A 13,398-nucleotide genomic window follows, 5' to 3' on the forward strand; every position below is an offset into this window, starting at 1 on the left:
GTCGCATGAGCAAAGTTGTGTTCCTTGCCAAACAAGCTGCGCCCGCGCCGCGCACGGCCGACGCGCGGCCGGGGGAAGCCTTGCTCGATACGCGGCATCGGCCTTTGCGCGACCTGCGCATTTCAGTTACCGACCGCTGCAATTTCCGTTGCACTTACTGCATGCCGCGCGAGATTTTCGACGGCAACTACAGCTTCATGCCGCATGCGGCGCTGCTTACCTTCGAAGAAATCGCCCGCGTGGCGCGCATCGGCGTCGATCTGGGCGTGCGCAAGATCCGCCTGACGGGCGGCGAGCCGCTGGTGCGCAAGAATCTCGAAATCCTGGTCGCCATGTTGGCTCCCCTGCGTACGCCCGAGGGGCAGCCTGTCGACATCACGCTTACCACCAACGGCACGCTGCTGGCCAAGAAGGCGCAGGCCCTCAAAGATGCCGGCCTCAGCCGGGTCACGGTCAGTCTCGATGCGCTCGACGACGAAATGTTCGAACGCATGAGCGACAGCCAGGTTAGCGTCAAGACCATATTGCGCGGCATCGACGAGGCGGCGCGAGTGGGGCTGGCGCCGGTCAAGATCAATATGGTGGTGCGCAAGGGCGTGAACCACGGGCAGGTGGTGCCCATGGCGCGCCATTTCCGCCATTCCGGGCATGTGCTGCGTTTCATCGAATTCATGGACGTAGGCGCCACCAACGGCTGGAACATGAAAGAGGTCATGACCGGCGCCGAGATCCTGCACGCCATAGGCGCCGAGTTCCCCATCGAGCCCGTGGCCAGCAGCTATCGCGGCGAGGTGGCGGGGCGCTGGCGCTATGTCGACGGCGCCGGCGAGATCGGCGTCATCACTAGCGTGTCGCAGCCCTTCTGTGGCGACTGTACCCGCTTGCGGCTTTCGCCCGAAGGCAAGCTGTTCCTGTGCCTGTTTGCCTCGCAAGGCCACGACCTGCGTGCGCTGTTGCGCGGTGGCGCCACCGACGAGCAGCTCGCGCAGCGCATCGCAGCCATCTGGCATGGGCGCGACGACCGCTATTCCGAGCTGCGCGGCAGTGCCGGCGCGCAGCACAAGAAAATCGAAATGAGCTACATCGGCGGATGAGGCCGCATGCTGCCACCAGCGGCCTGGTGCTGGCCGGCGGTATGGCGAGCCGCATGCGTGCGCCCGGCGCTGCGCCCGTGGACAAGGGGCTGGTGGAGCTGGCCGGGGCGCCCTTGATCGAGCATGCCTGCCGCTATCTGCGGCCCAGGGTCGAGGCGCTCTGGATCAGCGCCAACCGCAATGCGTCCGATTACGCGCGCTATGGCACGGTGCTGGCCGACGACCCCGAATTCGGCCCGCAGCCCGGCCCTTTGGCCGGCGTGGCGGGGGCGCTGGCGCGTATCCGAACGCCCTGGCTGCTGGTGCTGCCGGTAGACGTGCCGCTGCTGCCGCCGGACTTGGCGCAGCGCCTGTCCGATGCCGTGTCGGCTACGCCGCCGCGTGCAGGGGGATCGGGCGCTGTAGATCGGCCCGCCGCGGATTCGGCCGCCACAGAGTCTCCGGCTGCAGAATCGCCCGCCGCAGAATCGTGGACTGCAGGTTTGCCTGTCGCGGCATCGCCCGCCGCGCGGCTCGCCTATGCGCGCTGTGGCGGCCCGCAGCCGCTGTGCATGCTGCTGCACCGGGATCTGCTCGACGGCCTGCGCGCATTCCTGCGCAGCGGCGGGCGCAAAGTGCAGCAGTGGCAGGCTGGCCAGGGAGCCATCGCCGTCGATTTTCCCGAACAGGAAGGGATGTTCCTCAACATCAATACGCCGGAGGATCTATGCAGAGCCGAACGCCTGCTCATGGCCCGCAGCGTCTAGCCCGGGCAATGCTGCTGGCTGCGGCCATGGCGGCAGCCGCTGCCACGGCGGCGGCCAGGGCCGAGGGCGCCGCGTCCGCGGCCGCGGCGAACGGCATCGACATGCCGCCGCTGGGCGCGTTGCGCGCGGCCACGTGCGTCACTTGCCATGGCGCGGCGCGGCCAGTGTCCGGCTCGCAGATCCCGCGCCTGGCGGGCATGCCGGCGCAGCGCATCGAGCAGGCCATGCGCGACTATGCGGCGCAGGCCGCGACCGGCGATCTGATGGGCCAGATCGCCCGCGGCTACGATGCGCAAACGGTGGCACTGATCGCGCAGTGGTACGCCGGACTGGCGCCGGAGGCGCCATGAAGCGGCGTAATTTCCTACGCGGCGCCTGCGCCGCATTGGCCGCGCCCGGTCTGGCTCGCGCGGCCGCGGACGATGGACACGTGCTGGTGGTCGGCGGCGGCTATGGCGGCGCCACGGCCGCGCGCTATCTGCGCAGATGGAGCGGCGGCCGCCTGAAGGTTACGCTGGTTGAGCCGCATGCCGAGTTCGCCTCGGCGCCCATGTCCAATCTGGTACTGGCCGGCGCCTGGAGCATGGCCGACATCACCTTGTCCTACGCGGCGCTGCAGGCGCACGACGGCGTGCGCATCGTACGCGACCGGGTGCGGCATATCGATGCGCCGGCGCGCCGTGTGCGGCTCGAGGGCGGCGCCACCATCAGCTACGACCGCATGGTGCTGGCGCCGGGCATAGACTTCATGTGGGATCAGATACCCGGCATGGCCGAGGCGCGCGCCCGCGAGCGCTTCCTGCATGCCTGGCGCGGCGGCGCGCAGGTGGCGGCGCTGCGCGCCCAGCTGCAGGCCATGCCGGACGGAGGGCGCTTCATCATCGCCATCCCCGAGGCGCCGTACCGCTGCCCGCCCGCGCCCTACGAGCGGGCCTGCCTGGCCGCCGCTTATTTCAAGCGGCACAAGCCGCGCGCCAAGGTGCATGTCTTCGATGCCAACGCCGACGTCACGTCCGAACGCGAGCAGTTCAAGCGCGCCTGGCGCGAGCTTTACCCCGGCATGATCGAGTACACACCCGAGTTCAAGGCGGTGGATGTGGACGTGGCCGACAATGCCGTGATCTTCGAGTTCGGCGAACACGAGGCGGCCGACGTGGTCAACTTGATTCCACCCATGCGGGCCGGCGACGTGGCGGTGGATGCGGGGCTGGCTACCGCCAACGGCCGCTGGTGCGAGGTGGATTTCCTGAGCTTCGAGTCGAAGGCGGCGCCGGGTGTGCACGTGCTGGGCGATGCCATACAAATCGCGCCCGTCATGCCCAAGTCGGGACATATGGCGAGCCAGCATGGCAAGACCTGCGCGGCGGCCATTATTGCTTTGCAGGCCGGGCGGCCCGTAGACAGCCAGCCGATGTATGCCAATACCTGCTTCAGCTTTTTGTCGCCCGAGCTGGCCATGCATGTGGCCACCGTGCATCGCTACGATGCGCAGGAGCGCACCATGCTCACCGTGCCGGGCGCCGGCGGCGTGTCGCGCGAACCCAGCGCGCGCGAGGCGCGAGATGGCGCGAGCTGGGCCCGCGCCATCTGGGCCGATATGCTGTCCTGAGGCGCGGGCGCAGTGCGCCGCCGCATGCCACGAGCGGCTCGTGTGCCGGCGGCGGGCCTGTGTCGATGCGAGGCGGGCCCGTGCGGATGGATGTCAGTGGGCCGGCTGCGTGCGCAAAGCCGCGGCCGCCCCACGCCGGCCGGCCCTTTGGCCTTTACTGTATTGCCAGCAGCGCCTGCCGGATCGTGTCGAAGATTTCGGCGATCTGGCCTTCTTCGATGATCAGCGGCGGCGAAATGGCCAGGGTGTCGCCGGTATAGCGCACCATCACACCCTTGTCGAAGCAGTGGCGGAAAGCCTCGGAGGCGCGGGCGCCCGGGGCGCCTTCGCGCGGCTGCAGCTCGATGCCGGCGACCAGGCCGAGGTTGCGCACGTCGACCACGTGGGGCGCGTCTTCCAGCTGGTGGGCGGCCTGCTCGAAAGCCGCGGACAGGTCGGCGGCGCGCTTGAAGAGCTGTTCGCGCTTGTAGATGTCGAGCGTGGCCAGGATCGCCGCGGTGGCCAGCGGGTGGCCCGAATAGGTATAGCCGTGGAAGAATTCGATGCCGCTGGCGGTGGCGTCGACGATGGTGTCGTGGATCGCGCGCTTGACGGCGACCGCGCCGGCCGGCACGGCGGCATTGCTGATGCCCTTGGCCATGGTGATGATGTCCGGCGTCACCGAGAGGCGTGCAGCGGCCGTGGGGGCGCCCAGCCGCCCGTAGGCGCAGATGACTTCGTCGAAGATCAGCAGAATGCCGTATTTTTCGGTAATGGCGCGCAGCCGTTCCAGGTAGCCCTTGGGAGGAATCAGCACGCCGGTCGAGCCGGCCATGGGCTCGACGATGACGGCGGCAATGGTCGAGGCGTCGTGCAGCGCGACCAGGCGCTCGAGTTCGTCGGCCAGGTGCGCGCCCCATTCCGGCTGGCCGCGCGAATTCGCGTTGTGTGCCAGGTCGTGGGTGTGGGGCAGGTGATCCACACTGGGCAGCAGGGCGCCCGAGAAGGCTTTGCGGTTGGGGGAAATGCCGCCCACCGATATGCCGCCGAAGCCCACGCCGTGATAGCCGCGTTCGCGCCCGATGAGCCGGGTGCGCTGCCCCTCGCCGCGCGCGCGGTGGTAGGCCAGCGCGATCTTCAGTGCGGTGTCGACGGATTCGGAGCCCGAATTGGTGAAGAAGATGCGATCCAGGCCGGCCGGCATGATCTCGGCCACGGCGCTGGCGGCGCGAAACGAGTCGGGGTGGCCGATCTGGAAGCTGGGCGCATAGTCCAGCTCGGCTGCCTGGCGTGCGATGGCCTGGACGATTTCCTCGCGCCCGTGGCCGGCGTTCACGCACCACAGGCCCGAGGTACCGTCCAGAATGCGGCGCCCGTCGTGCGAGGTGTAGTACATGCCCTTGGCCTGGGTCAGCAGGCGGGGCTGTCCCTTGAACTGGCGGTTTGCCGTGAACGGCATCCACATATGCGACATATCGGGAAGGGTGGCTGGACTGCTCATGGTGGTTCTCTGCTGGGTCTCTGTGATTGATGGGTGGCGTTTGGTGCCTGGCGTTTGGCGTAGGCTTGTGCCTGGCGAAATGAGGCGGACGGCGCATCGGCGCAAGCCCGAAGCTGTAGGCTGCAAGCCCGACGCCGCACGCCCGAGGCCGCAAGCCAGAAGCCGCAAGCCAGAAGCCGCAAGCCAGAAGCCGCAAGCCAGAAGCCGGCCGGCCCGGCTCGCGCTCACGACCGCGCTCAGCTCGATATTCTCCTCAGCCCCGCCGGGCATTGAAATATACAGTAATCCGATATTTTTATAACTGTATTGGTAGAATTGTGAAAACTGTATAGGCCTGTGCCCATGAACCCGCCCATGAACCCGCCCATGAGCCCCATGACTCCCATGATGTTCTTCCAGCCGATACGCGGCGGCGGCGCGCCGACGCTGGTGGATCAGGTTGCGCAGGCGCTGCAATCCGCCATGGAAAGCCAGCTGCTGCGCCCCGGCATGGCATTGCCTTCGGTGCGGCAGTTCGCGCGCAACCACGGTCTGAGCACCTACACCGTGGCTGCCGCCTATGGCAGGCTGGCGGCGCAGGGCTGGCTCGCGGCACGGCCGGGCTCGGCCTATCGCGTGGTGCCACGGGCTGCTGCGCGTGCGGCGGTGCGCGCCGCGCCCTGGCGCCCGCCGAAAATGGGCGAATCGTGGCTGTTGGCCGATGTCTTTGCCGATCATTCCATCCCGATCAAGTCTGGCTGCGGCTGGCTGCCGTCCGAATGGCTCAACGAGGCCGGCCTGCAGCAGTCGCTGCGCCAGCTGGCGCGGGTGCCGGCGGCGCAGATCGCGGGCTACGGGCATCCCTACGGCTATGCGCCGCTGCGCGAGCACATGCTGGGGGTGCTGGCCGAGCGCGGCGTGGCCGCGCAGCCGGCCCAGATCGTGCTGACCCAGGGCGCCACCCAGGCGCTGGATATCGTCATCCGCACGCTGTTTCGCGCCGGCGATACCGTGTTGGTGGAGCTGCCCTGCTATGCGAACCTGCTGCCCTGCCTGCACCTGGCCGGCCTGCAGATTCTGGGCGTGCCGCGCACGGCCGACGGCCTGTGCGTCGAGACCCTGCAGCGGCTGGCGGCGTCCCATCCGGTCAAGGGCCTGTTCGTCAATACGGTGCTGCACAACCCGACCGGCACCAGCTTGAGCATGGCCAATGCCTTCCAAGTGCTGCAGGTGGCCGAGCGCCATGGTTTCTGGGTGATCGAAGACGACGTCTCGCGTGACTTGCTGCCGGGCATAGGGCCCATGCTGCTGGCGCTGGCGGGCACGCGGCGGGTGGTGCACGTATCCGGCTTTTCCAAGAGCATCACGCCTTCGGTGCGCGTGGGCTATATCGTTGCGGCGGACGAACTGGCCGCCGCGTTCGTGCGCACGCGCATGGCCATGTCGCTGACGCCGGCCGAAATGCTGGAGCGCACGGTCTATCAGGTGCTGCGCCAGGGGCGCCATCAGGCGCATCTGGCGCGCGTGCGCGACCGCCTGGGCGAGGCGCACGAAACGCTGTGCGGGCTGATGGACGAGCATGGCTTCGAGGTATACGCGCGGCCGGGCGCCGGGCTGTTCCTGTGGGCGCGCCCGGCGGGAGCCTGGCGTGAACGGGGTGCGGCGCGGCTGGCCGAGACTGCGCTGCGCGACGGCATCTGGCTTGCGCCCGGAGGCTATTTCGACCCTACGGGCGCCGATGCCGGCTGGCTGCGCTTCAATGTGGCCTATTCGCTCGACCCGCTGCTATGGAAGTTCATGCGCCGCGTGGGGGCGGCTTGACTCTACGGGGCGCTACGGGTTTGCAATCTGCAATCACAAGGGCACAAGGGCACAAGGGCACAAGGCGCGCAGCCGCAGGCCGTACCAGTCATACGGCAAGGCGCGGCAACGCAGTTCTCTTTCGATTGCCAGTCCGCGTCAGGGGGCCGGTCGCCGGTAGGTCACGAAGTCGTAGGCATAGCCGTTTTCGGGCTGCTGCGCGAGGCGTTCGGTTTCCTGCCATTGGCCGGGCTCGAGCGGCGGGAAATGGGCATCGCCCTCGACTTCGGCGTGCACTTCCGTGGCCACGATCTCGTCGGCCAGCGGCAGCGCCAGCTTGTAGATCTGCGCCCCGCCGATGATGCTGACGCTGTCTTCGTCCTGGCAGCCGCGCAGGGCCTCGGCAAGCGAACCGTAGACACTGGCGCCCGCCGCGGCGAACTGCGGCTGGCGGCTGATGACGATGTTGCGCCGCCCCGGTAGCGGCCGGCCCAGCGATTCCCAGGTCTTGCGCCCCATGATGATGGGGTGGCCCAGCGTGGCCTTCTTGAAATGCGCGAGGTCGCCCGGCAGGCGCCACGGCAGGGCGTTGTCGCGCCCTATGGTGCGGTTGTCGGAATAGGCGACGACGAGTTTGACGTGTGGGCTGGTCATGAAAGAATTTTTTTACGGGTTTGCCATCAAGGCGATAACTGCCTTGCTTCGCCTTGTCGTACTACGCGTACCGCCTGCGGCTTCGCGCCTTGTTATCGCCGGCAAGCCCGTGGTTCATACCGCGACGGGCGCCTTGATGTGCGGATGCGCCTGGTAGTCCAGCACTTCGAAGTCCGCGTATTCGTAGTCGAAGATCGAGGCGGGCTTGCGGCGGATGTGCAGCCGCGGGTAAGGGTAGGGTGCGCGCGAGAGCTGCAGCTGGGCCTGCTCGAAGTGATTGCTGTAGAGGTGGCAGTCGCCGCCTGTCCAGACGAAATCGCCCGGCTGCAGGTCGCATTGCTGCGCCACCATGTGCGTGAGCAGCGCATAGCTGGCGATATTGAAGGGCACGCCCAGGAAGATGTCGGCGCTGCGCTGGTACAGCTGGCACGACAGGCGCCCGCCCGCCACGTAGAACTGGAAGAAGGCGTGGCAGGGCGGCAGCGCCATGTGCGGGATGTCGCTGACGTTCCAGGCCGAGACGATGAGGCGGCGCGAATCGGGGTTCTGGCGGATCTGCTCGATGACCTGGCTGATCTGGTCGATGTGGCCGCCGTCGGGCGTGGGCCACGAGCGCCACTGCACGCCATAGACCGGGCCCAGCTCGCCCTGCGCGTCGGCCCACTCGTCCCAGATGCTGACGCCGCGTTCCTGCAGCCAGCGCACGTTCGAGTTGCCGCTTAAAAACCACAGCAGTTCGATGAAGATGCTTTTGGTGTGCAGCTTTTTGGTGGTGACCAGCGGAAAGCCCTGCGCCAGGTCGAAGCGCATCTGGTGGCCGAACACCGAGCGGGTGCCGGTGCCGGTGCGGTCGGTCTTGGCCTGGCCATGTTCATAGACATGGCGCATGAAGTCTTCGTATTGGTGCATGGGGTCTTTCAGCCTTCCACGACCGTGGTCGAGCAGGTGATCTCGGCGGTCTTGGCCAGCATCGCCGAGGCCGAGCAGTACTTTTCGTGCGACAGCTGCACGGCGCGCTCTACCGCGGCCTGCGGCAGATTCTTGCCCGTGATGGTGAAGGCGAAATGGATCTTGGTGTACACCTTGGGATCGGTTTCGGCGCGCTCGCCGCTGAGCTTGACCTGGCAGCCCTTGACCGCGTGGCGGCCGCGCTTGAGGATCAGCACGACGTCGTAGGCGGTGCAGCCGCCGGTGGCCGCCAGCAGCATTTCCATGGGGCGCGGCGCCAGGTTGTGGCCGCCGCCGTCGGGCGCGCCGTCCATGGCTGCGATGTGGCCGCTGCCTGTCTTGGCCACGAACAGCATGCCCTCGGGGCCGCCCCAGTCTACCGTGCATTCCATTTGCGATTCACCTTTTTGTCGATACGGCCGGCCTTCGTCGCGCGGCGGCGATAAATATCCGGATTATGCATGTGGGCATGGTTCCACAGCCGCGCCGGCCGAATTACACTTACGGCGACCCATTTTAAAGCACTGGCCGGCACACGCATCCGGCGCAAAAGTTCTATTGAGTCCGCGCGGGAGGGCGCATCGGCTAGGCGCATATGCCTGTGCACTGCCTGAACCACGCTCCCCCTACCGCGCGCACTCGTTGCGCAAGACGTTTTCCGCCGTGCCCAATTCGGAGTTGTATGCCATGGATACGGTCACTACACTGCTGCTCGCCTTCATCATTTCCGTCACCGGCCTGTTCATTTTCATCTGGTCGCTGCGCAAGAATCTGTTCGACGCCGATCCGGCGGCCGCGCGCGTCATCTTTTCCGAAGGCGAGGTCGGCCGGGTCGAAGAGCCCGCGCTCACGGCGCAGCAGCTGGCCAGCCTGCAAGACACCGTCGGCGAGCACCGGCTGCCGGATGATCCGGAACGGGCCGCGCGGCTGCATAAAGAACTGGAAGAGCGGCTGCAGGCCGACCGCTCCACCTCGCTGGTGTCCTTCGTTTTTCTGTCCTGTGCCATTGTCTGGCTGATTATTGCCTCGAGCGCCGGTCTGATCAGCTCGATCAAGCTGCATCAGCCCGATTTCCTCACCAGCCAGGCCTGGCTCACTTTCGGCCGCCTGCGCACCATGCACTTGAACGCCGTGGCCTACGGCTGGTGCCCGATGGCGGCCTTCGGCGTGGCCATCTGGACCATTCCGCGCCTGCTCAAGACCGAGCTGGTGGGCGGCCGCTTCGCGCTGCTGGGCTGCATGCTCTGGAATGCCGGCCTTATCGCGGGCCTGGGCAGCATTGCCGCCGGCTTCAATTCCGGTCTGGAGTGGCTGGAAATCCCCTGGCAGATCAGCATCCTGCTGGTGGCCGGCGGCGCGCTGATCGGCCTGCCCCTGGTCTATACGCTGCAGAACCGGCGCGTCAAACACTTGTATGTGTCGGTGTGGTACATGGGGGCGGCGCTGTTCTGGTTCCCGGTGCTGTACCTGGTGGCCAAGATCCCCGGGCTGCACTTCGGCATGGAAGAGGCCACCATGAACTGGTGGTTCGGGCACAATGTGCTCGGGCTCTACTACACCCCCATCGCGCTGGCCACCATTTATTATTTCCTGCCCAAGATTATCGGCCGCCCGATCCAGTCGTACAACCTGTCGCTGCTGGGCTTCTGGGCGCTGGCCTTCTTCTACGGGCAGGTGGGCGGGCACCACCTGATCGGCAGCGCCGTACCGGGCTGGCTGATCACGCTGTCCATCGTCCAGAGCATCATGATGATCGTGCCGGTCATCGCCTTCTCGGTCAACCAGCACCTGACGATGCGCGGCCATTTCAAGACGCTGATCTATTCGCCGACGCTGCGCTTCATCGTACTGGGCGGCATGATGTACACGCTCAGTTCGCTGCAGGGCTCGTTCGAGGCGCTGCGCAGCATCAACACCGTTACCCATTTCACGCACTTCACCGTGGCCCATGCGCACCTGGGCCTGTATGCCTTCTTCACCCTGGTCATGTTCGGTGCCATGTATTTCGTCATGCCCCGCGTCATGTCCTGGGAATGGCCCTACCCCAAGCTGATCGCGCTGCATTTCTGGCTGGTGGTGATCGGTTTCGGCATTTATTTCGTCGGCCTGACCATAGGCGGCGTCTTGCAGGGCCTGGACATGCTCGACCCTTCCAAGCCCTTCATGGATTCGGTGCGCGTCACCATTCCCTATCTCGAGGCGCGCAGCGTGGGCGGGGGCATCATGACCCTGGGCCACCTGGTGTTCGCATTCCACTTCATCGCGATGGCTCTGCGTAACGGGCCGGCGCGTATCGGGCCCGCGCTGTTCCACAGGCGCGCCGCCGCTGCTACCCAAGGAGCCTAACCATGGAAAGCGAAGTCAAGCTGCTCAGCGGCGCCATGGTAACCCTGGCGCTGGCCACCGCGACGCTGGTGATCATGCCTTTCATGCAATTGTCCGACGTCAAGCCGTCGCCGGGCCTGAAGCCCTATACCTCGGCCGAACTGCGCGGCCGCGAGGTGTACATCGCCAACGGCTGCCTGTACTGCCATTCGCAGCAGCCGCGCAGCCAGGCGCAGACGCCGGCCGACTTCAAGCGCGGCTGGGGCCGCGCGCCGGTGGCCGGCGATTACTACTACGACGCGCCGCCCTTGCTGGGCACCATGCGCACCGGCCCCGACCTGTTCAACATCGGTGCGCGCCAGCCCAGCGCCGACTGGAACCTGGGCCACCTGTACGAGCCGCGCGCCTACACCCCGGGAAGCATCATGCCCGCCTATCCCTTCCTGTTCGAGGTCAAGGACAAGGCCGATCCGGGCGACCGCGTGGTGAATCTGCCGCCCGGCTATGCGCCGCCGGGCCAGGTCGTGGTGGCCAAGCCCGAGGCGGTCGATCTGGTCACGTACCTGCTGTCGCTCGACCATACCTATCCGGTCAAGAACGAGCTGACGAAGGACAAATAGTCGTCCGGCGGAATCGATGGGGCAGGGCCCCGCAGGACAAGGAGAAGCACAGTGGCTGAACATGATACCGACGCGCAAGAGCGCGAAATGCCGGAGCCTTCGGAAGGCAGCCGGCCCATACCCTGGGCGGTCATCGCGGTAGTGGCCGTGGTCTTTCTGTCGGCGGTGGGCTACCTTTGGGTAACCCCGCAAAGCAGCGACCCCAGCCTGGGCGACCATCGTGTCGCCGCCGACTTTGCGGTGGCCAAGGCCGCCGGCGGCAAGGCCGACGGCGCGCAGATCTATGCCTCGCAGTGCGTGGCCTGCCACCAGGCCACCGGTGCCGGCCTGCCCGGCGTGTTCCCGCCGCTGGCCGGCTCGGAATGGGTCGAGGGCAAGCCCGAAGTCATGGCGCGCATCGTGCTGCACGGTGTCACCGGCACGCTGACTGTCAAGGGCGCGAAATACAATGGGCAGATGCCTACATTCAAAGACAAGCTCAGCGATGCAGAAATCGCCGCGGTGCTCACGCACGTGCGCACCAGCTTCGGCAACCACGCCGCGCCGGTGGATGCCGCACTGGTCAAGAAAGAACGCGACGAGACCAAGGCCCACGACAAGCCCTGGAACGGCGATGCCGAGCTGGACGCCATGCGCTAGGGCCGTGGCTTCGCGGCAGGGGTATGGCGCTGGCTGCGCCCGCGCCCGCTGCCGCGGACGCACCGCAATGGCGTCTGCCGCCGCTCGTCCCCGGCTGCAGGCTCGCGGATGAGGCTCGCCGTCTCGCTGCTGCTGGTGTGTCTGCTGGGCCTGGGCGCCATTTATGCGCAGACGGACGGCTTTACGGTCGTCACTGCCGAGTCCGCCCGCCGGCTGTCGGTAGAGCATCACCCGCGCCCCATACCCGACGCCGGCCTGGTGCTGGAGTCCGGCGCCTCGGCGCCGCTGCTGCAATGGCTGCAGAGCGACGGGCGCATCGCCATCGTCGACTTCATCTACACGCGCTGCATTTCCATCTGCGCGGCCCTGGGTTCCGAATTCCAGCAGTTGCAGGCGGCGCTGCGCAGCCGCGGCCTGGGCGATCGCGTGCGCCTGCTGAGCATCAGCTTCGATCCCGCCGATAGCGCCGACGACCTGGCCCGCTATGCCCGCGGGCTGCATGCCGATCCGCAACTATGGCAGTTTGCCGGCGCGGCCGATGCGCGCCAGCGGCGCGCCCTGCTCGATACCTTCGGGATCGTGGTGGTGCCGGCCCCGCTGGGGCAGTTCGTGCACAATGCCGCCCTGCACGTGGTCACGGCCGACGGCCGGCTGGCGCGCGTGGTCGACTACGACGATCCCGACCAGGCCCTGCAGGCCGCTGTCGCGCTGGCCGGCCGCGCCGGGCCCGCCTGCCCCACCGGGGGCCGGGCCGCCTGGCTGTCGGGCGCCGGACGTGCTGCTGCTGCACATTCGGGCGAGCCGGCCGCCGCTGCGGCGGGAGCGCCGCGCAGCCAGGAGGGCGGCCAATGAAGCGCCTCCGGGCCGGCGGCCACGCGGCGTGGCGGCGCCCCGCGCTAGCCGGCGCAATACTGCTGCTGGCCGCGCTGGCATTCCTGCGGCCGCTGACTTCATCCATGGCCTTGCACATGTTCGTGCATATTCCTCTGATACTGTGCGCGGGGCTGTGCGCGGGCCAGGCGCTGGTCGCCGCCGCGCTGGCGCACCCGGATGGCCGCCTGAACGGCCTGCTGCGGCGCTGGGGCCGCTGGGACGACCTGGGCGTGCCGGGCCTGCTTCTGGCCAGCCTGGCCGGCGCCTATTGGATGATCCCCAAGGCCCTGGATCAGGCCCAGGCATACGGCTGGGCCCAGGCCATGAAGTTTTTTGTGCTATTTGTATTAGGAGTGATACTGCTTGACTCGCTCAGAAGGGCCAATATGGTGGTCAAGCTGTTTTTTCTCGGCGGCTTCTGCTGGATGGCGGCGGTAGTGGGGCTGTTGTACCAGAACGACACGACGCGGCTGTGCAATTTTTATCTGGCCGGCGACCAGGTAGTGGCGGGGCGCGGCCTGGTGCTGCTGTCGATACTGCTGCCCCTGGCGTGTTTGCTGCGCTACCGGAAGCGGCTGTTCAACGGCCCGGGCGAAGAAGGGCAGTCCTGAGCGAGTGGGTACTGATAGCA

Annotated in this window: 14 protein-coding genes; 10 read left to right on the top strand and 4 right to left on the bottom strand. The window is 67.2% G+C overall.

What is annotated here, in order from left to right:
* Positions 1 to 5: 5 nt before the first annotated feature.
* From moaA to CEY11_RS15315, 4 genes are read left to right on the top strand one after another with little or no spacing between them, the layout of a single operon-like run.
* On the top strand, positions 6 to 1,094 hold the full coding sequence (moaA, locus tag CEY11_RS15300) for a GTP 3',8-cyclase MoaA (RefSeq protein WP_088604257.1): 1,089 nt from the start codon (positions 6 to 8) through the stop codon (positions 1,092 to 1,094).
* Positions 1,091 to 1,840, top strand: a complete 750-nt coding sequence (mobA, locus tag CEY11_RS15305; protein ID WP_088604258.1) for a molybdenum cofactor guanylyltransferase — start codon at positions 1,091 to 1,093, stop codon at positions 1,838 to 1,840. Before moaA ends, mobA begins: the two co-directional genes overlap by 4 nt.
* Positions 1,841 to 1,866: 26 nt before the next feature.
* Positions 1,867 to 2,190, top strand: a complete 324-nt coding sequence (locus CEY11_RS15310; protein WP_143322863.1) for a c-type cytochrome — start codon at positions 1,867 to 1,869, stop codon at positions 2,188 to 2,190.
* Positions 2,187 to 3,449 carry an NAD(P)/FAD-dependent oxidoreductase gene (locus CEY11_RS15315; RefSeq protein ID WP_088604260.1) on the top strand — a complete coding sequence of 421 codons (1,263 nt, stop codon included), beginning with the start codon at positions 2,187 to 2,189 and terminating at the stop codon, positions 3,447 to 3,449. The genes CEY11_RS15310 and CEY11_RS15315 overlap by 4 nt, the downstream gene beginning before the upstream one ends.
* A 154-nt stretch (positions 3,450 to 3,603) precedes the next feature.
* Here CEY11_RS15315 and CEY11_RS15320 read toward each other — a convergent pair whose 3' ends face one another.
* On the bottom strand, positions 3,604 to 4,929 hold the full coding sequence (locus CEY11_RS15320) for an aspartate aminotransferase family protein (protein WP_198958909.1): 1,326 nt from the start codon (positions 4,927 to 4,929) through the stop codon (positions 3,604 to 3,606).
* A gap of 384 nt (positions 4,930 to 5,313) precedes the next feature.
* Between CEY11_RS15320 and CEY11_RS15325 the strand changes: the two genes are divergently transcribed.
* The gene (locus CEY11_RS15325) at positions 5,314 to 6,729 is read left to right on the top strand and encodes an aminotransferase-like domain-containing protein (RefSeq protein ID WP_088604374.1); all 1,416 of its coding nucleotides are present in this window, start codon (positions 5,314 to 5,316) and stop codon (positions 6,727 to 6,729) included.
* A 138-nt stretch (positions 6,730 to 6,867) separates the two neighbouring features.
* Here the strand turns inward: CEY11_RS15325 and CEY11_RS15330 are convergent, their stop codons facing one another.
* From CEY11_RS15330 to CEY11_RS15340, 3 genes are all read right to left on the bottom strand, one after another.
* Positions 6,868 to 7,362, bottom strand: coding sequence for a dihydrofolate reductase (locus CEY11_RS15330; RefSeq protein WP_088604261.1), 495 nt, complete (start codon positions 7,360 to 7,362; stop codon positions 6,868 to 6,870).
* A 114-nt stretch (positions 7,363 to 7,476) separates the two neighbouring features.
* Entirely contained in the window at positions 7,477 to 8,271 is a 795-nt protein-coding gene (locus CEY11_RS15335; RefSeq protein WP_088604262.1) for a thymidylate synthase, read from the bottom strand.
* An 8-nt stretch (positions 8,272 to 8,279) separates the two neighbouring features.
* A complete protein-coding gene (locus CEY11_RS15340) occupies positions 8,280 to 8,702 on the bottom strand; it encodes an OsmC family protein (protein WP_088604263.1) in 423 nt (140 codons plus the stop codon).
* Between the two features lie 295 nt (positions 8,703 to 8,997).
* On the opposite strand from CEY11_RS15340, the gene CEY11_RS15345 reads away from it, so the two are divergent.
* The 5 genes from CEY11_RS15345 to CEY11_RS15365 all read left to right on the top strand — a co-directional run bounded on the left by CEY11_RS15345 (position 8,998) and on the right by CEY11_RS15365 (position 13,378).
* Positions 8,998 to 10,656: a cbb3-type cytochrome c oxidase subunit I gene (locus CEY11_RS15345; RefSeq protein WP_088604375.1), complete on the top strand. Its 1,659-nt coding sequence runs from the start codon at positions 8,998 to 9,000 to the stop codon at positions 10,654 to 10,656.
* 2 nt (positions 10,657 to 10,658) lie between these two features.
* Positions 10,659 to 11,255, top strand: a complete 597-nt coding sequence (locus CEY11_RS15350; protein ID WP_088604264.1) for a cbb3-type cytochrome c oxidase subunit II — start codon at positions 10,659 to 10,661, stop codon at positions 11,253 to 11,255.
* An 87-nt stretch (positions 11,256 to 11,342) separates the two neighbouring features.
* Positions 11,343 to 11,894: a c-type cytochrome gene (locus tag CEY11_RS15355; RefSeq protein ID WP_088604376.1), complete on the top strand. Its 552-nt coding sequence runs from the start codon at positions 11,343 to 11,345 to the stop codon at positions 11,892 to 11,894.
* Positions 11,895 to 12,002: 108 nt separating this feature from the next.
* Positions 12,003 to 12,746 (top strand): SCO family protein, encoded by a 744-nt coding sequence (locus tag CEY11_RS15360; RefSeq protein WP_088604265.1) that lies wholly within the window; start codon positions 12,003 to 12,005, stop codon positions 12,744 to 12,746.
* Positions 12,743 to 13,378 carry a hypothetical protein gene (locus CEY11_RS15365; protein ID WP_088604266.1) on the top strand — a complete coding sequence of 212 codons (636 nt, stop codon included), beginning with the start codon at positions 12,743 to 12,745 and terminating at the stop codon, positions 13,376 to 13,378. Before CEY11_RS15360 ends, CEY11_RS15365 begins: the two co-directional genes overlap by 4 nt.
* Positions 13,379 to 13,398: the final 20 nt, after the last annotated feature.

The organism is Candidimonas nitroreducens (genome assembly GCF_002209565.1).
GTDB classification, from domain to species: Bacteria; Pseudomonadota; Gammaproteobacteria; order Burkholderiales; family Burkholderiaceae_B; genus Candidimonas; species Candidimonas nitroreducens.

Excerpts from the sequence above, each read along its gene's own strand:
- CEY11_RS15350 (WP_088604264.1), top strand. The coding sequence starts at position 10,659 with ATGGAAAGCGAAGTCAAGCTGCTCAGCGGCGCCATGGTAACCCTGGCG.
- CEY11_RS15315 (WP_088604260.1), top strand. The coding sequence starts at position 2,187 with ATGAAGCGGCGTAATTTCCTACGCGGCGCCTGCGCCGCATTGGCCGCG.
- CEY11_RS15330 (WP_088604261.1), bottom strand. The coding sequence starts at position 7,362 with ATGACCAGCCCACACGTCAAACTCGTCGTCGCCTATTCCGACAACCGC.
- CEY11_RS15335 (WP_088604262.1), bottom strand. The coding sequence starts at position 8,271 with ATGCACCAATACGAAGACTTCATGCGCCATGTCTATGAACATGGCCAG.
- CEY11_RS15340 (WP_088604263.1), bottom strand. The coding sequence starts at position 8,702 with ATGGAATGCACGGTAGACTGGGGCGGCCCCGAGGGCATGCTGTTCGTG.
- moaA (WP_088604257.1), top strand. The coding sequence starts at position 6 with ATGAGCAAAGTTGTGTTCCTTGCCAAACAAGCTGCGCCCGCGCCGCGC.
- CEY11_RS15360 (WP_088604265.1), top strand. The coding sequence starts at position 12,003 with ATGAGGCTCGCCGTCTCGCTGCTGCTGGTGTGTCTGCTGGGCCTGGGC.
- CEY11_RS15320 (WP_198958909.1), bottom strand. The coding sequence starts at position 4,929 with ATGAGCAGTCCAGCCACCCTTCCCGATATGTCGCATATGTGGATGCCG.
- CEY11_RS15325 (WP_088604374.1), top strand. The coding sequence starts at position 5,314 with ATGATGTTCTTCCAGCCGATACGCGGCGGCGGCGCGCCGACGCTGGTG.
- CEY11_RS15365 (WP_088604266.1), top strand. The coding sequence starts at position 12,743 with ATGAAGCGCCTCCGGGCCGGCGGCCACGCGGCGTGGCGGCGCCCCGCG.
- mobA (WP_088604258.1), top strand. The coding sequence starts at position 1,091 with ATGAGGCCGCATGCTGCCACCAGCGGCCTGGTGCTGGCCGGCGGTATG.
- CEY11_RS15310 (WP_143322863.1), top strand. The coding sequence starts at position 1,867 with ATGGCGGCAGCCGCTGCCACGGCGGCGGCCAGGGCCGAGGGCGCCGCG.
- CEY11_RS15345 (WP_088604375.1), top strand. The coding sequence starts at position 8,998 with ATGGATACGGTCACTACACTGCTGCTCGCCTTCATCATTTCCGTCACC.
- CEY11_RS15355 (WP_088604376.1), top strand. The coding sequence starts at position 11,343 with ATGCCGGAGCCTTCGGAAGGCAGCCGGCCCATACCCTGGGCGGTCATC.